At 59.7% G+C, this 18,472-nt stretch carries 13 protein-coding genes and 3 tRNA genes; 7 read left to right on the top strand and 9 right to left on the bottom strand.

All coding sequences use genetic code 11. The features are described 5' to 3' along the window. Positions 1-268 precede the first annotated feature (268 nt). The 4 genes from BBAG_RS06060 to BBAG_RS06075 all read left to right on the top strand — a co-directional run bounded on the left by BBAG_RS06060 (position 269) and on the right by BBAG_RS06075 (position 1,822). A tRNA-Val gene (locus BBAG_RS06060) sits at positions 269-340 on the top strand. A 45-nt stretch (positions 341-385) separates the two neighbouring features. After that, positions 386-458: transfer RNA gene (locus BBAG_RS06065), tRNA-Val, on the top strand. A 33-nt stretch (positions 459-491) separates the two neighbouring features. After that, positions 492-567 (top strand) — tRNA-Gly (locus tag BBAG_RS06070). A gap of 217 nt (positions 568-784) precedes the next feature. Next, complete coding sequence (locus BBAG_RS06075; RefSeq protein WP_047750286.1) at positions 785-1,822, top strand: alpha/beta hydrolase; 1,038 nt, start codon at positions 785-787, stop codon at positions 1,820-1,822. Between the two features lie 304 nt (positions 1,823-2,126). Here BBAG_RS06075 and BBAG_RS06080 read toward each other — a convergent pair whose 3' ends face one another. The 4 genes from BBAG_RS06080 to BBAG_RS06095 form a co-directional block, all read right to left on the bottom strand. After that, positions 2,127-4,133: an ABC transporter ATP-binding protein gene (locus BBAG_RS06080; RefSeq protein ID WP_033509077.1), complete on the bottom strand. Its 2,007-nt coding sequence runs from the start codon at positions 4,131-4,133 to the stop codon at positions 2,127-2,129. Positions 4,134-4,174: 41 nt separating this feature from the next. Beyond that, on the bottom strand, positions 4,175-5,935 hold the full coding sequence (locus tag BBAG_RS06085) for an ABC transporter ATP-binding protein (protein WP_407921666.1): 1,761 nt from the start codon (positions 5,933-5,935) through the stop codon (positions 4,175-4,177). A 68-nt stretch (positions 5,936-6,003) separates the two neighbouring features. After that, positions 6,004-6,597 carry a MarR family winged helix-turn-helix transcriptional regulator gene (locus BBAG_RS06090; protein WP_231855852.1) on the bottom strand — a complete coding sequence of 198 codons (594 nt, stop codon included), beginning with the start codon at positions 6,595-6,597 and terminating at the stop codon, positions 6,004-6,006. A gap of 235 nt (positions 6,598-6,832) precedes the next feature. Beyond that, entirely contained in the window at positions 6,833-9,079 is a 2,247-nt protein-coding gene (locus BBAG_RS06095; RefSeq protein WP_003827032.1) for an exo-alpha-(1->6)-L-arabinopyranosidase, read from the bottom strand. Between the two features lie 197 nt (positions 9,080-9,276). Here BBAG_RS06095 and BBAG_RS06100 point away from each other — a divergent pair, with 197 nt between their 5' ends. Further along, positions 9,277-9,855, top strand: a complete 579-nt coding sequence (locus BBAG_RS06100) for a TetR/AcrR family transcriptional regulator (RefSeq protein WP_003827034.1) — start codon at positions 9,277-9,279, stop codon at positions 9,853-9,855. Between the two features lie 281 nt (positions 9,856-10,136). On the opposite strand, the gene BBAG_RS06105 is transcribed toward BBAG_RS06100, so the two are convergent. Further along, complete coding sequence (locus BBAG_RS06105) at positions 10,137-10,820, bottom strand: SDR family NAD(P)-dependent oxidoreductase (protein ID WP_197540490.1); 684 nt, start codon at positions 10,818-10,820, stop codon at positions 10,137-10,139. Next, positions 10,738-10,956, bottom strand: coding sequence for an SDR family NAD(P)-dependent oxidoreductase (locus BBAG_RS08675; protein WP_003827038.1), 219 nt, complete (start codon positions 10,954-10,956; stop codon positions 10,738-10,740). The genes BBAG_RS06105 and BBAG_RS08675 overlap by 83 nt, the downstream gene beginning before the upstream one ends. A 173-nt stretch (positions 10,957-11,129) precedes the next feature. Here BBAG_RS08675 and BBAG_RS06110 point away from each other — a divergent pair, with 173 nt between their 5' ends. Beyond that, positions 11,130-12,305 carry a glycerate kinase gene (locus BBAG_RS06110; protein WP_003827039.1) on the top strand — a complete coding sequence of 392 codons (1,176 nt, stop codon included), beginning with the start codon at positions 11,130-11,132 and terminating at the stop codon, positions 12,303-12,305. Between the two features lie 134 nt (positions 12,306-12,439). On the opposite strand, the gene BBAG_RS06115 is transcribed toward BBAG_RS06110, so the two are convergent. The 3 genes from BBAG_RS06115 to BBAG_RS06125 all read right to left on the bottom strand — a co-directional run bounded on the left by BBAG_RS06115 (position 12,440) and on the right by BBAG_RS06125 (position 15,800). Then, complete coding sequence (locus BBAG_RS06115) at positions 12,440-12,889, bottom strand: PH domain-containing protein (protein ID WP_003827041.1); 450 nt, start codon at positions 12,887-12,889, stop codon at positions 12,440-12,442. A 172-nt stretch (positions 12,890-13,061) separates the two neighbouring features. Beyond that, a complete protein-coding gene (locus BBAG_RS06120; RefSeq protein ID WP_003827044.1) occupies positions 13,062-14,189 on the bottom strand; it encodes an ATP-binding protein in 1,128 nt (375 codons plus the stop codon). 117 nt (positions 14,190-14,306) lie between these two features. Continuing rightward, the gene (locus tag BBAG_RS06125) at positions 14,307-15,800 is read right to left on the bottom strand and encodes a DHA2 family efflux MFS transporter permease subunit (protein ID WP_003827045.1); all 1,494 of its coding nucleotides are present in this window, start codon (positions 15,798-15,800) and stop codon (positions 14,307-14,309) included. Between the two features lie 246 nt (positions 15,801-16,046). On the opposite strand from BBAG_RS06125, the gene BBAG_RS06130 reads away from it, so the two are divergent. After that, the gene (locus tag BBAG_RS06130; protein ID WP_003827047.1) at positions 16,047-18,374 is read left to right on the top strand and encodes a glycoside hydrolase family 3 N-terminal domain-containing protein; all 2,328 of its coding nucleotides are present in this window, start codon (positions 16,047-16,049) and stop codon (positions 18,372-18,374) included. The last annotated feature ends 98 nt before the right edge of the window (positions 18,375-18,472 follow it).

The raw sequence follows: 18,472 nt of genomic DNA on the forward strand, positions 1-18,472 counted from the left end.
CTTCGGCTCGCAATCCACGCCGTTCTTCCGAAAGCTCCCCGCTGATAACGGATCGATGCTTTGTAGCGTGTTGTCGCTTTCGCGTTTCAGCGCTTTACTGTACCACGCCGTGCGAACCGAACAGATCGCGCTTGCAAGGATTGGACACCCATGCTGCACATCGCTCCCCCATGCATGCCGCATCGCCTTGAACTCGAGACAACAGACCGTTGCGACACGCCGGTAATTGACATTCCGACCGAAGCGGGCTTATTCTAACACTCGCTTCGGGCGGTTGGCGCAGAGGTAGCGCACTTCCCTGACACGGAAGGGGTCACAAGTTCGAATCTTGTATCGCCCACGCGAAGCGGATGAGAAGCTCACGAGAGTGAGCGGAACATCCCGCGGGTGATTGGCGCAGCGGCTAGCGCACTTCCTTCACACGGAAGGGGTCGTAGGTTCGATTCCTACATCACCCACTGAATTTCTGCTTCTCACGGCAGAAATTCGTTGCGGACATAGCTTAGTTGGTAAAGCGCAACCTTGCCAAGGTTGAGACCGCGGGTTCGAGTCCCGTTGTCCGCTCCACTACGAAAGGCTCCCATCTGGGAGCCTTTTCTGTTACTTGGGAACCTCGTGAGACTACACTGCTAGTAAATGCGATGCGCATAGCACCGCTCACGCAACGGCACAACACCCAAGGATGGCAAAGATGGCAGACTCAGCACACACTCATTCCCAAGCAAACCAAACCAATGAAAGCGCCACTGGCACGCTCGCGTCATTCCCTGAAATCACACCGGCCATGCTGCGGAACGCCGAAGCCTGGACGGAAACCGACGGCGACCTGGAAGGCCTCTCCCCCGAACAAACCATCGGCATAAAAGGCATGCGCTACGGCTCCATCCTGTGCGACACCTCGCGTTCCGAACTCTGGCACACGCCGGAAGGCATCGACACCATCGCCGACATCCCCTACCTGCCCGACGGCGGCTACGACAAGGCATCAGGCCAATGCCGCGGCCATCTGCTCGACCTCTACCTGCCGCACGACGCCGTGCTGCGCGGCGGCAAGACGCTGCCCGTATACATCGACATCCACGGCGGCGGATTCACCTACGGATACAAGGAACTGAACCGCAACTTCAACGTGCATCTGGCCGATCAGGGATTCGCCGTGTTCTCGTTGAGCTACCGCCCCGCACCCCAGACCAATCTGCGCGGGCAATTGGCCGACGTGCAGGCGGCGTTGCGTTGGATCACAGCGCATCTGGCCGATTACCCGGTCGATCCGAACGCGATATTCCTGACCGGAGACTCGGCAGGCGGCGCGTTGACCATGCTGACGCTCGCCATCGAGAACAATGCCGAAGCCGCAGCCGCATTCGGCGTGGACGAACCGAGCGACATCGGATTCGCCGGCGCCGCCCCGGTGTGCGGCACATACAGTCTCGCCTCGGCTGCAACGGTCGCCGCGACCTACGGCAAGGCAGGCTCCATGTACGACCCCTCCGACCGCGAGCACCTTGAGCACATGCTGGGCGCGGGCTTCTTCGCCGGTCTTGACGCCGCAGATCCGAAGTTCCTGACGGTTGAGGGACTAGTGGGAAACGTTGATTTTCCACCGTTGTTCATCACCACATGCAGTGATGATTTTCTGGAGGCGGATAATCTTGCGCTGGCTTGCGCATTGTCGCGCAAGGGTGCGGATTTCGAATTGTATGATCCGAAGCCGAAGCGGCATGAGTCGTTGGGGCACGTGTTTGTGATCGGCATGCCGTGGCTGCCGGAAAGCGTCGAGTGCTTGAAGCGCATTCGTCGTTTCTCGTATGACCGCTGCTGAGCGGTTCCCAGCTTGCGCCGGCCAATGCGCTCTCCCTGTGGTTGCCTTCCCGCAACAAACGCTGTTGGAAAGCAACCACAGGTTGCCTCGTCGGCATATTTATGCGCGTCTATATATCAGCCATGGCACGGCTCTCGAATTATTCGGCATGACCGCCACCATGAACTATCTACCTACTTACAATCCCAATCAGGTACGGTGATGGCCGTGTCGGGAGCCACGCATGCGTGGCTCCCGACACGGCCATCACCGTATTCGCCTAGAGCATTGGCTCTTCATGTACAACGAGCTGAACGGCCCCCGTTTACTCCAGTTCCACGGCTCCCGTGTACAGCTGGTAGTATTCGCCCTTCTGTGCGATGAGCTCGTCGTGCGAGCCGCGTTCGATGATGCGGCCATGGTCGAGCACCATGATCACATCGGAGTTGCGCACGGTGGACAGGCGGTGTGCGATCACGAACACGGTGCGCCCCTTCATGAGGTTGTCCATGCCGGCCTGCACCACTTCCTCGGTGCGGGTGTCGATGGAGGACGTCGCCTCGTCCAGGATCATAGCGGGCGGGTCGGCCACAGCGGCGCGGGCGATGGAGATCAGCTGGCGCTGGCCTTGGGACAGGCCGGAGCCATCGCCTTCGAGCACGGTCTGGTATCCGTTGGGCAGCATGCGGATGAAACTGTCCGCGTTGGTGAGCTTGGCGGCCGCGATGCACTCCTCGTCGGTGGCATCGAGCCTGCCGTAGCGAATGTTGTCCATCACGGTGCCGGTGAACAGGTTCACGTCCTGCAGCACGATGCCGAGCGACTTGCGCAGGTCGGGCTTTCTGATGCCCTTGACGGAAATGCCGTCGTACAGGATCATGCCTTCCTGGATGTCGTAGAAACGGTTGATCAGATTGGTCACCGTGGTCTTGCCGGCACCGGTGGCGCCGACCAGCGCGACTTTCTGACCGGGCTTGGCGAACCAGGTGATGTCGTGCAGCACGGGCTTACTCGGGTCGTAGCCGAAGGTCACGTCGGTGAAGCGCACGTCGCCCTGCAGCAGGGTGAGACGCCCGTCGGGCGAGGTGATCGCGTTCTCGCGTGCCTTCCTTGCCACTTCCGCGGCCTTGGGGCTCAACGACTGCGCGGCCTTGAGCGAGCGCATGCCATCGTCGCCTTCCTCGCGCTTCCATGCCCAGTGGCCGGTCTCGTGATCGACTTCGGTCATAGTGCGGCCGTCCTCGCCGAGTTCGACGTTGACGAGTGTCACGGAACCGCCGTCATCCTCGGGCTTTTCGTCCATGAGCTGGAAGATGCGGGATGCGCCGGCGAGCGCCATCATCACCATGTTGAACTGCATGGAGACCTGGCCGAGCGGGTTGACGAAGGAGCGGGACAGTGTCAGCAGGGAGATGAGGGTGCCGAGGGTGAGTGTTCCCGCGCCGGAAAGGCCGAAGTTGCCCACGCCGGACAGTGCCATGAATCCGCCGACGATGGCGAGCAGGATGTAGAGGATGTAACCCATGTTGCCTACGACGGGCATGGTCACGTTGCCCCAGGTGTTCGCTTCGGCGGAGGCCTTGTACAGTTCCTCGTTCTTCTCGTCGAAGGTCTTCTGGGTGGCGTCCTCATGGTTGAAGACCTTGATGACCTTCTGACCGTTGACGGATTCCTCGACGAAGGCGTTCACGTCGCCGATCCACATCTGCTGCTTGACAAAGTAGCGGCCGGAGCGGGAGACGATGGCGCGCACGACTACGAACAGGATCGCGGCGAACACGAGTACGAAGATCGTGACCGGCACCGACAGCCACAGCATGGAGACCAGTGCGGCCAGTGCGGAGATCACGGAGGAGAACATCTGCGGGAAGGACTGGCTGATGGCCTGGCGCAGGGTGTCGGTGTCGTTGGTGTAACGGCTCATGATGTCGCCGTGCTCGTTGGTGTCGAAGTAGCGGATCGGCAGTGTCTGCTGGTGGGCAAACATGTCGTCGCGGATCTTCTTCAGGGTGCCTTGTTCGACGGTGACGATGAGCCACTGCCATAGCCAGCTGCAGAAGGTGCCGGCGGCGTACAGGCAGGCCATGAGTGTCAGGACGCGTAGCAGCGGGCTCCAGTCGGGGTTCTTCACGCCGACCAGCGGCAGAATGTAGTTGTCGATCAGCGACTGCAGGAACAGTGCGGATCCGGCTTGGGCGGCCGCGCCGACCAGAATGCACAGTACGATCGCCACGACATGCCACTTGTATTGGAAGATGTAGCCGAAGATGCGCTTGGTGGTTCCCGGCGCGGCTTTCTGCATCGGCGGTTTTGCGCCCGGCTTGGTTTGCATGGTTTGCTCAGCGGTTTTCTTGCTCATTTCCGTACCTCCTCTCATTGCAGTTCCTCAGGCTGTGCCTGGTTCTTGGTCTGCGACTCGTAGATGGAACGGTATTCGTCGCAGGTTTTCAGCAGTTCCTCATGGGTGCCAGATGCGGTGATGCGGCCTTCCTCCATGACGAGGATCATGTCGGATTCCTGCACGGATGCGATGCGCTGGGCGATGATGATCTTCGTGGTGTCGGGGATCTCGTTATGGAACGCGGCGCGGATCAGCTGGTCGGTCTTGGTGTCGACCGCAGAGGTGGAATCGTCGAGGATCAGGATCTTCGGCTTCTTCAGCAACGCGCGTGCGATGCACAGACGCTGGCGCTGACCGCCGGAGACGTTGGTGCCGCCCTGCTCGATGTAGGTGTCGTACTTGTCGGGGAATTCCTGGATGAAGCCGTCGGCCTGGGCCAGCTGGCAGGCGTGGCGGATCTCCTCGTCGGTGGCGTTCGGGTTGCCCCAGCGCAGATTGTCGGCGATGGTGCCGGAGAACAGGACGTTCTTCTGCAATACCATGGCGACCTGGTCGCGCAGCACTTCCATGTCGTAGTCGCGCACGTCGACGCCGCCGACCTTGAGCGAGCCGGAGGTCACGTCGTACAGGCGCGGCACGAGTTGCACCAGGCTGGATTTTGCGGAGCCGGTGCCGCCGACGATGCCGACGGTCATACCGGAGCGGATCTTCAGGTTGATGTTGTCAAGCACCGGCTTTTCGGAATTATCGGAGTAGCGGAAGTTGACGTCGCTGAATTCGATGGAACCGTCGGCCACTTCCTTGACGGGATCGGCCGGATTGGTCACCGTGCTTTCCTCGTTGAGCACCTGGCAGATGCGTTCCGCGGAAGCCTGGGAGATGATGCACATGACGAAGATCATGGACAGCATCATCATGGCCATGAGGATCTGCATGGCGTAGGTGACCAATGCGGTCAGGTCGCCGGTGGTCAGGCCCAGCGCGGCATTGTTGCCGGAGGCCACGATCTGCTTGGCGCCCATCCATGCGATGAGGATCATCGAGACGTACACGCAGACCATCATGAGCGGGTTGTTGAAGCTCATCACGCGGTCGGCCTTGCTGAAGTCCTTGTAGATGCGCTGGGAGATACGGCCGAACTTGGTGATCTCATGGGATTCGCGGGTGTAGGACTTGACCACGCGGATGCCTTGCAGGTTCTCGTCGACCACATTGTTGAGCTTGTCGTAGGTGTGGAACACGCGTTCGAACACCGGGTGCACGTACACTGCAAGTCCGCACAGTCCGATGGCGAGAATCGGGATGCAGGCCAGGAACACAAGGGAGATCGACGGGCTGATGCGGAACGAGAAGATCCAGGCCACGACCATCATGATCGGGGCGCGCACGCCCATACGGATGATCATGGAATAGGCGTTCTGCAGGTTGGTCACGTCGGTGGTAAGCCTGGTGATGATCGAACCGGTGGAGAACCGGTCGATGTTGGTGAAGCTGAAGCCCTGCACCTTTTCGAACTCGTCGTGGCGCAGGTTCTTGGCGAAGCCGGCGCCGGCGATCGCGGCGAACTTGCCGGCGAGGAAGCCTGCGGCGAGCGAGCACAGCGAGCACAGCAGCAGAATCAGGCCGAATTTGATGATGGCCGGCATGCTGCCGCCGCTGATGCCTTCGTCGATGAGCGAAGCCATTACCGTGGGGATGAGAATTTCGAGAATGCCTTCGATGACCACGGCCACCGGGGTGAGAATGCTGACTTTTTTGTATTCGCGCAGCGATCTGCCGAGCGTACGCAGCATATGCCGCTTGGGGCGCTTGGCCTGCGCAGCCTGCTGGGGCTGCGCCGCGGCTTGTGTTGTTGCCGTCACTATTGTTCCTTTCCTGTTTCCTCTGCTTGTGATTCGTCTATTTCTTCGGCGTGTAGCGCCAGGCTGGAATACCGGTTTTCGTTTCCGATTGCCCCGGTTTGGATCAGATTCGTCTGCATCACGTCGAGCGTGTGCATGAATCCGAGGATTTCAGCGTCGCTCAGGCCTTGTAGCAGTAGTTTTTCCATGGCCACCGCATTGCCGTATAGCTCATCGTCGATATGCCGAGCCTTGTCGGTGAGGACGATTTTCTTCAGTCTCGCGTCCTGCGGCACCGGCTCGCGCGCGATCAGCCCCTTGCGTTCCATCAGTCCCAGAACCCTGCACGATGTCGACCGGGTAATGCCGAAACGTCGTTCCACATCCTGCGGGAACACGTCGCGGTCGGCGTTGCGTACAAGGTACCTGATGATGTCAATGTTGGCACTGCTCAATTCCTCGACTTCCTGCGGTCGAGTGACCGCAAGATACCGGTTGATGACATTGTGCAGCGTCCGAATGGCGACGCTCGGCGGCTTACATACGCCTTGCTCCCAAGCCTTGGCGAATGCGGGATTGACTGGATCCACCTCCATGTTCGCTTCTGTTGTCACAATCCGCCAGTGTAAATCGTTGTACATACAACAGTTGCATATACAACATTCCAGCGTGTCGCATGGCTTTCGACCCGCACTGCGGCTTTGCATAACGTCCATCCAAAAGAAAGGCCGAGGAGCCCGACCCGCACCGGTTCCATCGCGGATCAGACCCCTCGGCCATGCATCTCCATCAGGTTATCTCTAGACAGATAATCCTTCAATGCGTAATTATCGTTACCGTCCCGGTCTTCTACTTGGCGAGCTTGGCGTATTCGTCAAGCATGAAGGCCGCGGTTCTCTTGCCGCCCTCGCCCACGATCGTGGACATGGAATTGATCGGCGTGGAATTGAGGAACATGCGCATCATGTCGTTGTCGGGCAGTTTCGGCAGCTCGCCGTTCCCACCGGCCTCATACATGGCGGACACCACCTTGGAACCGACCGGATCACAGGACCATTCGCCGAACGTGGACCACTCGGTCAACGGTTCGGCCTTGCCGTCGCCGTCAAGCGCAACCGTGGCGACACCGGCGATGTCGCGGCTGGACGTGCCGACCTCGATGCCGTATTCGCCGGCCTCCACACGCCAGTCGTCGAACTTCTCCGACCAGTAGGCGAAGGCGCGCTCATCCAGATCGAGGGAGATCTCGGCCGATTCGCCGCCCTTGAGAAACACCTTGCGGAATCCCTTGAGCTCATGCCTCGGGCGAGACACCGCGGCCTTGCCCGGCGCCACATACACCTGCACGGTCTCGGCGGCGTCCACATCGGAGGTATTGGCGACGGTCACGCTCACACGGGCGGTGTTGGCGCCGGTCTTCTCCGCCTTGATGCCGGAAAGCTCGAAGGTGGCGTAGCTCAGGCCGTAGCCGAACGGATAATCGACCGCCTTGCCATACGTGTCGTAATAGCGGTAGCCCACAAACACGCCCTCACCGTAATCGACGTGCCCTTCCTCGCCCGGCCAGTTGATCATGCTCGGATCGTCGTTGATGCTCATCGGAACGCTCTGCGCCAGCTTGCCGGACGGGCTTGCCTCGCCGAAGATCACATCGGCGAGCGCGGCACCCCCCGCCTGACCAAGCAGCCAGGATTCGAGGACGCCCTTGGCATTGGCCGCCCATGGGGCCACGGAGACGACGGAACCGTTGGAAAGCACGACCGCGATGTTCTTGTTCGCCGCCGCGACAGCTTCGAGCAGCTCGATCTGCTTGGCGGGAATGTCGAGGGTTTCACGGTCGAAGCCTTCGGATTCGGCGGCTTCCGGAAGTCCTAGGAACATAAGCACCACATCGGCGTTCTTGGCGGTTTCCACGGCTTCGGTTTCGAGCGCCTTGTCTGCCGGTTCGAGGTCGAGGGTGAATCCGGGGGCGAATTGGGCATCGACGCCCCGCGCGGTGAGGGTGTCGAGGAAGCTGGTCATCTTGGTCGGGGTGATGTGGGACGAGCCGCCACCCTGGTAGCGCGGGGTGCGGGCGAATTCGCCGATGACCGCGATCTTGGCGTCCTTGGCGACCGGCAGGATCGCGTCATCGTTCTTGAGCAGCACCATGGATTCGACGGCGGCCTGATGCGCCACCTCATCATGGGCGTCCACGTCGAAGCGGTAGCCGTCGATGCTCATGGCGGCGCGCGTCTTGTTCGCCAGGTCGATCATGCCCTGGGCCATGCGGTCAAGCTGTTCGGGCTGGATGCGCCCGTCGCGAGCCGCGTAGACAATCTGGTCGTCCGTGTAGCTTGGCGGCATTTCCAGGTTGAGCCCGGCGTTGAGGGAGGCGACTCGATCATGATCGGCGCCCCAATCGCTCATGACGATGCCCTTGAAACCCCATTCATCGCGCAGCACGTCGGTGAGCAGCCAGCGGTTCTGCGCGGAGTGCACGCCGTTGATGCGGTTGTAGGAGCACATGATGGTCCACGGCTGGGCGGTTTTGACGATGTATTCGAAAGCCGGGAAGTAGATCTCGCGCAGCGCACGCTGGGAGATGTTGGCGCTGATGCGCAGACGGTCGGTCTCCTGATTGTTGGCCGCGAAGTGCTTGAGCGAGGTGCCCACGCCCTTGGATTGCACGCCGGCGACGATGCCCACGGCCTCATGGCCGGCAAGATACGGGTCTTCGGACCAGTATTCGAAGCAACGGCCGCCAAGCGGGTTGCGCTTGATGTTGACGCCGGGGCCGAGAATGACCGCCACTTTCTCCTGGATGCATTCCTCGCCCATGGCCTCGCCCACCTTGTGGATGAGCTCGGGATTCCAGGAGCTGGACAAGCCGGCCGCAGGCGGGAAGCAGGTGGCCGGCACGGAATCGTTCAAATCGGTTTCGCCGGTGCTGGACGCCAGGGATTTGCGCAGTCCGTGCGGGCCATCGGTGATCATGTAGCCGGGGATGCCTTTGGATTCGATGCCCTGCAGATGCCAGGCGTCGCCGCCGGACGTCAGGGAGGCTTTCTCTTCAAGGGTCAGGTCGTTGACGGAGGGATAGGTATTGCCGCTCATGGTACCTCTTTCATGCGATTCGTTGTGTTCGGCAGTAGGCTCGTCGGCGAACCCACTACCAACCGATTGGTAGGTACTTTATCAAAACAGCTTGCCCAACACGCCAATCATCTTTGAAATATCAATCAACCAACCGTAAAGTAATTACAGCTTTCCATCCGTCAGCAGCAATACCATCAATCACAACGGGAGCGACCATGGGCAACGAGGACGTCGACCGCAGAACGGCAATACTCAACGCAGCAGTGGAGTCATTCGGCACACTCGGCTATTACGGCACCTCATTGCAGAAAATCGCCACCATGGTCGGTCTTACCAAGGCAGGCGTGCTGCATTACGTCGGCAGCAAGGAAGGCCTGCTGACCACGGTGCTCAACGAAATGTATGACCGCGAAACCGAGGACGTGACCGCCAACATGGTGCGCGAGGCCGAACCGCTGATCGCGGACATGTGGCGCAGAGTCGTGGCCATCAACGCCAAACGCCCCAAACTGGTGCACATGTTTTCCACGCTGAGCGCCGAAGCGTTGAACCCCGATCACCCGGCGCACGATTATTTCGCCACCCGCGAGGAACATGTGGTGGATGTGGCGCGCAACATTCGCTGGCGCGTGCCAGCCGGGGTCGATGCCGAACAGATGCTCCGCGCCGGATTCGCCATGATGGACGGCATTCAGCTGCGCTGGCTGCGCAAGCCCGGGCAGGACCTCAATGCCATGTGGGCGCGATGCGAGGATGTTCTCTTCCCACTGCCGCAGTGGGAAGGCTGCCGCTAGCGCCTGATTCTTCCAGTGACGGGAAGAATTTCCCAGTGACTGGAGGAATCTGGACTCTAGAAGACCTACCAACGTCCGGATTTCCCAGCCACTGGAGGAATCCAGACTCTAGAAGACCTCCCAACGTCCGGATTTCCCAGCCGCTGGAGGAAACCGGACTCTAGAAGACCTCCCAACGTCCGGATTTCCCAGCCACTGGAGGAATCCGGACACTAAAAGACCACCCAGAAGAACAAATCATCCAGCCACTGGAAGAATCGGGACGTGGCAGAAATCGCAGATCAGGCTGCGGCGCGCGACTTGTCCTGCAGATCGCCGAACACCGGCGTGGCCAGACCGAAGCCGCCGCACACCTCAAGAATCTGACCGGTGGTGAACTGCGATTCGTCGGAGGCAAAATACAACACCGCGTTCGCGATCTCCTCCGGCGTGGCCATACGGCGGATCGGCGTGTGATGCAGGAAGAACTCACGGAATTCGTCATTCAGCGCGTTCTGTACGGCATCGGTGGCGGTCATACCAGGAAGCACCGCATTGCAACGGATGTTCTTACGCGCCTCATGCACGGCGATAAGCTTGGTCAGATAGTTGATGGCCGCCTTGGATGCGCCATAGCCGATCTGCGAAATATCCGGCACGGCGCCGCCAATCGAGGAGATGTTGATGATGCTGCCGGATTTACGCTCCACCATATATTTCAGCGCGGCCTGCGACGTAATGAACACGGACTTGAGGTTGATATCCACCGTGTCGATGAACTCCTGCGGGTCGGTGTGCTCGATGTCGAGATCCTTGGCGGGATTGGACGTGCCGAAATTATTGACGAGCACGTCGATGCAGCCCTCATTGGCCACGACCTGTTCCACAGCGGACACGTAGGTCTCATCCTTGGAGGCATCGTTGTACACGAACTTCGCCGTTCCCGGCAGATTGGCGGCGGCAAGCTCGTATCTTCGCCTGCGCACGTTCCGCGTTGCGCGCCGCCATATACACGGTGGCACCCTCTTCGGCGAAACGCTTCACAATCGCATAGCCGATGCCTCGGGTCGAAGCGGTGACCATGGCCACCTTGCCTGCCAGACGCCCTGTATTGCAAGTCATAACAATTCTCCTTCGCACTGTTGTGCCGCGGTTGCTTCACATCATCACCATCGTATCGCTGTTATCGTTCTCATGCGCGTTGCACCGCGAAAACCGCCTTGCCGCGAACCAGGCCGCCCATCACGGCTATACGATGGACTGGTCGGCATATCGGCAACGACTGGAGGAAAGCCGTGAAATACCTGTTGGCGCCGGATTCGTTCAAAGAGGCCGCATCGGCGCAGGCCGTGGCGGAAGCGATGCGACGCGGAGTGCTGGCAGGCGACCCGGATGCCGAATGCCGTATGATGCCGCTGTCCGACGGCGGCGAGGGATTGACCACTGCACTGGTCCGGGCCACTGGGGGCGAACTGAAACCGGCACACGTGCACGACGCATTGGGACGGCCGATCTGCGCGCAATACGGATTCCTGGGTGGGGGAAGCCACATGGAGACCGACGGCAAGACAGGCATACGCACCGCAGTAGTCGAGTTGGCTGCGGCAAGCGGAATCGAACACGTCTCCCCCGCCGACCGCGACCCGTTGGCGGCATCCACCTATGGCACCGGAGAATTGATCCATGACGCGATCGATGCCGGCGCAACGCGTATTGTGCTTGGTTTGGGAGGCAGCGCCACCACGGACGGCGGCACCGGCCTGGCCCGGGCGCTCGGATACCGTTTTCTCGACGACCGCGATTGCGAATTGCCGCTCGGCGGCGGTGCACTGCATCGGCTCGCCCGTATAGACGGCACCGACGTTCCCGACGAAGTGCGCAATGTCCCCATCATTCTGGCATGCGACGTCACCAATCCACTGACCGGGCCGAACGGCGCGGCTGCGGTGTTTGCGCCGCAGAAAGGCGCGGACGCGCAGCAGGTCGCACTACTTGACTCGGGTCTGAGCAAGCTCGCCAATGCCATCAAAGCCCTCAATGGCCGTAACATCGCCAGCCAGCCCGGATCGGGTGCGGCGGGCGGCACCGGCGGCGGCATGCTTGGACTATTCAATGCGAGCATGCGCCCCGGCATCGAACTGGTACTGGACTTGTTGCATGCGCGCGAGGCATGCGCGTGGGCCGACGTGGTCATCACCGGCGAAGGCGCCATCGACAGCCAGACGCCATATGGCAAGGTGCCCAGTGGCATCGCACGATTGGCGCAATCGCAGGGCAAGCCGGCCATTGCCATCGGAGGCAAAGTGGCACGGGACCCACAGACCATGGCCGCTTTGCGTGAAGTCGGCATCGTCGCGACCTTCGGCATCGCACCCGGATCGGCCAGTTTGCCGGAACTGCTCGCCGACACGAAGCGCAACGTGAAAAGTACCTGCGCTTCAATCGCCAGCCTGCTTCGCAGCATGGCGTAAGCATGGGGACATCGGTGTACAACAATAGAATCGTGATTTATCAAATTACGATTTGACAAATTACGATTTTATACATGACGTTTATCGGCAGAACAGAAGAACTGACTTTTCTTGAATCCTGCTCAATCACTCCTTCACTGAACTCCTGCGTAGTTTTCCGCATCGAAATCATCGAAGCCGCCGTCAAACCCCGGTCCTTCCAGGCCAGAGCCGGCAGGACCGCCGATGAATTCACGGGCCGTCATGCCGTTCTCGCTGCGGGAGGCGTCCACGGCATCCTGCAGCATCTGACGCACCTCGAAGCCGTGCACGATATTCTTCAGCACCACCACACCATTGCCGGACGATTGGTCGCGCGTGTCCAGAACCAGCGTGCTCATGCCGAACAGACGCTGCAGGAACGTGCGTTCCACGCTGATATCGACGATGCGGAACAGTTTGACCAGATTGAACTTCTCGTTCAGCACGCCCGTTTTAACGCTCAATTCCTTATCGGCCAGCGTGTACACGGTGAAGGTGAACGGTGTACGGCACCAATTGCGCTTACGCTGCTGCCACAGCACATTGCCACTTGCGACTTTCATGGGGCTCCTTCGTCTCGTAACCAGTGTCATCACAACACTACAGTTCATGCCATGCTACCGGCAACACGCCCCATACCAGCCATACTCTGCTACGCCGCACGTTTGGAGAAGCGGAACATGAGCAGGGCAAGAATCTCACCAACCACGGCCATGCCGAAAAACACCGCTCCAACTAACCTTTTTGCATATGCCCACGCAAGTATTCCCTCAAAAACGGAACCGCGAAATCAACCTCGCCGCGATCGGTCTGCCGAATAACATAGGCGTCCAGCAATCGCTTACGATACGTGGCCGCATACTTCGCGCTCCGCCCCATTCGTTTGGCAACTTCACTGGTCCCACTTGGACCATCGGAAACCGCCATCGCCTCCAAATACGCCTTATCGTTCTTTGACAGCCCGTGCAATTCAGGAACGCAGACCGCATTGTCCAAATCGACACGAGCTTCACGAATGCCCTCATTTACATCTTCTTTGGAAATCACCGTGGATTCTCGCGCATCAGCGGCATCCCAGATATAGTAGCCGACCAGCTGAATCATATACGGGTATCCGGCAGTCGCCACTGCGGCTTTTTCCACCAGGCTGGTATCCAAAGACATTCCGGAATCCTCGAAAGTCTGCGCGAACGACTCTTTGACCTCATCAATCGGCACATTCGCAAGCACATTCGTACGAGCACGCCTTAAAAACGTAATCACCTCATCATCAAACAAATCGGAAATCATCTGTGGCAGTCCGGCAAACACAATCGACACATTGCGTTTTTCTCGAATCTGATGCTGGATCGCGGTTGCGATCGCAATCAGATCGGCACGGCTTGCAGCCTGGGTCTCGTCGATGGAAATCATGAGTCCTGCATCGCGCTTCTCCAAAGCGTCAAGCCGCGCAGACATCGCTTTTCGAAGTGTTTCAGGCATACGCTTCGGAGACAATTCAGCTTCCCCAAGCGATACGCTCGCCCCGGCAATGGTGATGGATGGGGCAAATGTTAATTTGTCGATCAACGAATCCTTAGAGCATAATTCACTCACCAAACGTTCGCACAAGCCATCAGACGCGGTTTCTTCAATCACATCCCACTTATGCGCACGGGCCTTATCTCCGAGAACGGTCAGCATCACCGTTTTTCCCGTCCCCCTTGCGCCCGTAATCAGCATAATTCGGCCTGGAGCGCCTACACCGTTATCCAGCCCCTTGTCGAAATCACGGACGACTCTTTCGCGCCCGATCAATAATGGCGGTTCACCACCGGCAGTCGGTTTAAAAGGATTCATCTTTCGTTGCGTTATGTGCAGCATTGCCCTTCCCCACTATCGCCAACCGATATCGCCAATATCAAAAATATCAAAAATATCAAAAACTTGAGCGGATGACCGGCACATCAGCCAGTCACCACCCAAGCGACATCACACAATTCATACCGCACGTTTGGAGAAGCGGAACATGAGCAGGGCAAGAATCTCACCGACCACGGCCATGCCGAAAAACACCCACATGCTGGTGGAGAACCCCGCCACATAAGACGCCGACTGGCTCATTCCAGCAGCGGCGTTCGCACCGGCGAACTCGGCGATCAGCGTGGAGGCGACCGCAGTGCCGACCGCCCCGGCAAGCTGCTGCACGGTGTTCATCACCGCGGAGCCGTCGGCGTTCATTTCGGCCGGCAACTGGTTCAGCGCATGGGTCTGGTCGGGCACGAGCACGAATCCGGATGCGGCCATGAACAGCGCGTAGGCAACGGCAACCGACCATTCATGGGCGCTGCCAAGCATCATTGCAACATCCATTATGGCCACGCCCACAAAACCGCAGGCAATGAATTTCGGCGGGAAATGCGCCTTCAATGCACCGCCGATCAACGGTGCGGAAATCGCGCCAACCACAGCGCCAGGCAGCAGAATCAACGCCGCAATCATGCTGGTATGCCCCAGACCACGCTGCAGCAGAATCGGCAGCAGGAAATTCACGCCAAGCACACCGCCGGACGACATGAGCAGAATCACCATGCCGAACGTAAAACCAGGGTATGCGAATGTGCGCACTTCGATCAACGGATGCGCCATACGCAACTGTACTGCGGCAAACACGGCCAGCACCAGCACCGCGCCAACAAGCACCGTCCAGAATCGCCAATCGCCGTTCCACTGAGCGAAGAAGCTCACCGCCACGATGATGCCGGCCAATCCCACAGCCACCAACACCAACGACGGCACCGACAGATACCCCTTCTCGCCATGACGGATATCGGGAACCGTGGCACAACCAAGTACGAAGGAGATGACAAGGAACGGGATCATAGCGTAGAAGATCCAATGCCAGTTGAGGAATTCCATGACCAGACCGCCGAACACGGGGCCGATGGCCGGAGCCGCACAGGTGACGAGACTGACCAGGCCAAGCATCATGCCGCGCTTGTGGAACGGGGCCTTGTCGAGGATGATATTGGTCAACAACGGCAACGAGACGCCGGTTCCGAGCGCCATGATAAGACGCGCGGCAAGCAGCATCGTGAAGTTCGCTGCGAGCGCGCCGACCACCGTGCCGACAGAGAACAATGCCACCGCAGTGACGAACAGGCTTTTGGTGGGGAATGTGCGCACCATGAACGGCGAGGTCGGAATCGCCACGGAAAGCAGCAGCAGGTAGCCGGTGGTGAGCCATTGCACCACGTCGGCGGAGATGGAGAATTCACCCATCAGTGCGGAATAGGCGATGTTGAGTGAGGTTTCTGACAGAATGCCAAGGAAGGTGAGCAATGCGAGCGCCACCACCACGATGGTGAGCCTGCCCTCGCCTATGGTGCCGCTTGACTGCTTTGACCGCGTTTCCCGGTTATGTTGCTGTTTGCCGACTATGCTCACGATGCTCCTTATCTGACGACGCATAATTACGGGCTGTTTGCCCCGCATATATCGCTCCGCATATGTTTAAGGAAGAAAAGTTACGCGAAATTGCATGTGCATCAGACCGCACATCCAATACCGCCTTCGGCTTTAGGTTGCAGCCGACTTTTATGAGAGTCATTGCCTGACCGAATATCCTTTGCGCACCGCATGCGAAACCGCCGCGTGGCGGCTTGCGAGGATCTATGCGATAGTCTAAACTACCAAATGGTATTTAAAGGCAATTCGCTTCAATGGAGAAAGTGAGCACCCATGGCCAACACCAATCTTCCCTACAAGAATCCCGACCTGCCCATCCAGGAACGCATCGCCGACCTACTCGGCCGTATGACCCTCGAAGAGAAGGTCGGCCAAATGATGCAGCTCGACGCCCGAAACGGCAATCTGGATGACATCATCATCAACAAGTATGTCGGCTCCATCCTGCATACCAGCCCAGCCGATCTGCCCCGCGCGGTCGAAACCGTGAATACCAAGACACGCCTCGGCATCCCACTGATCATCGGCGACGACTGCATCCACGGCTATTCCTTCTGGCCCGGCTCCACCATCTTCCCTTCCCAGCTGGGCATGGCCACAAGCTTCGACCCTGCCAAGGTGCAAGCCGCAGGCCGCGCCACCGCCGAGGAGGTATCCACCACCGGTGTGCATTGGACGTTCTCCCCCGTACTGTGCATCGCCCGCGACACCCGCTGGGGCCGCGTGGACGAGACCTTCGGCGAAGACCCGTATCTGATCGGCGAGATGGCCTCCGCCATCGTCAAAGGCTACCAAGGCGGCGCCAAGGCCGGCGAGCCACTTGCCAAGGATGCGATTCTGGCCTGCGCCAAGCATTTCGCCGGCTACTCCGAAACCCAGGGAGGCCGCGACGCATCCGAGGCCGATCTGAGCCACCGCAAGTTGGAATCCTGGTTCCTGCCGCCGTTCGAGCGTGTGGCCAAGGAGGGGTGCGGCACCTTCATGCTCGGCTACGAATCCATTGACGGAGTGCCCGTCACCTTCAACAAGTGGCTGCTCTCGGACAAGCTACGTGGCGATTGGAACTACCAGGGCACACTCATCACTGATTGGGACAACGTCGGCCGCGCCGTGTGGGAGCAGAAGGTCAAGGCCGATTACGTGCAGGCCGCCGCGGATGCGGTCAAGGCAGGCAACGATCTGATCATGACTACGCCGAAGTTCTATGAGGGCGCCATCGAGGCCGTCAAGCGCGGCCTGCTGGATGAATCGCTGATCGATGAGGCCGTGTCCCGCATTCTCGCACTGAAGTTCCGCCTGGGACTGTTCGAAGACCCACGTCTGCCGGACGAACAGCGTATGAAGGAGGCTATCGGCTCCAGCGAGCACCAGGAGCTCAACCTGCAGATCGCCCGCGAATCCATCGCACTGCTGAAGAATAACGGATCCCTGCCGTTCACTGCGACTTCCGGCAAGCGTATTGCCGTGGTGGGCCCGCTGGCCGATGACGCCCAGGAACAGCTCGGCGATTGGGCAGGCAATTCCGGCCAGGTCAACTGGATACCGGACGGCCAACCGCGCAACATGATCACCACCGTGCTCGACGGCTTCAAGCAGCTCGCGCCTGAAGGCTGCGAGGTCGTGTATTCGCGTGGCGCGAATATCCTCGATCTGGTGGATGACCCGGAAGGCAAGTTCTACCCGGATGGCCAGCCTCGCCCGAAGCTCGGCGTCTCCGCCGCGATCGATCAGGCACTGCTGGACGAGGCCGTGGAAAACGCCCGTCAGTCCGATCTGGTGGTCGCGGTCGTGGGCGATGTGGTGCAGCTGGTCGGCGAGACCTGCTCCACCGCCACCTTGGAATTGCTCGGTGGCCAGAACGCGCTGCTTGAGGCGCTGTCCGATGTCGCCAAGGAAACCGGCAAGCCGCTGGTCGTGGTGCTCATGAGTTCCAAGCCGCAGGTGATGCCGGCATGCGTGATCGGCACCAATGGCGTGATCGTGGATGAATCCGCCGCCGACGGCACGTCCGCGTTCATGTGGGCGCCGAACCCCGGCATGAAGGGCGGACAGGCCATTGCGGAGATCATTCTGGGCAAGACCAACCCGAGCGGCAGGCTCCCGATCACCTTCCCTCGCCACGCAGGCCAGCTGCCGGTCTACTACAACCAAATCCGCGGCCAGCACGGCAACCGTTACGCCGATCTTACGCAGGACCCGGCATTCGCCTTCGGCGAGGGCCTGAGCTACACGACTTTTGCATATGGCGAGCCGACGATCACCAACGTTCCGGATTCCGGCACGTTCACCAAGACGGACACCGTGCATGCCGAGATCACGCTCACCAATACCGGCGAGCGCAGGGGCACCGAGGTCGTGCAGGCGTATATCGGCGACATCGTGACCTCGTACAGCTGGACGGACCGCGAGCTTAAGGCGTTCCAACGTGTAGAGCTGGAACCGGGTGAGACCAGGACCGTCGCGTTCGACATTCCGGTTGCGGATTGCACGATCGTCGACCCGGATGCCAGGCGCATTGTGGAGCCGGGCGAGTTCGAGGTGCTGATCGGCCATTCGAGCCGCCGCAAGGATCTCAGGCGCACCACGTTCACAGTCGCCTGAGCCGCAGGCTTCCATAACGAATAGTCAAGGTGGGTGTGATTCACATGAATCGCACCCACCTTGGCGTATTCGCGGCTATTTGGATCTTCGCGAATCTC

Origin of the sequence: Bifidobacterium angulatum DSM 20098 = JCM 7096, assembly GCF_001025155.1 — a bacterium.
Lineage (GTDB): Bacteria > Actinomycetota > Actinomycetes > Actinomycetales > Bifidobacteriaceae > Bifidobacterium > Bifidobacterium angulatum.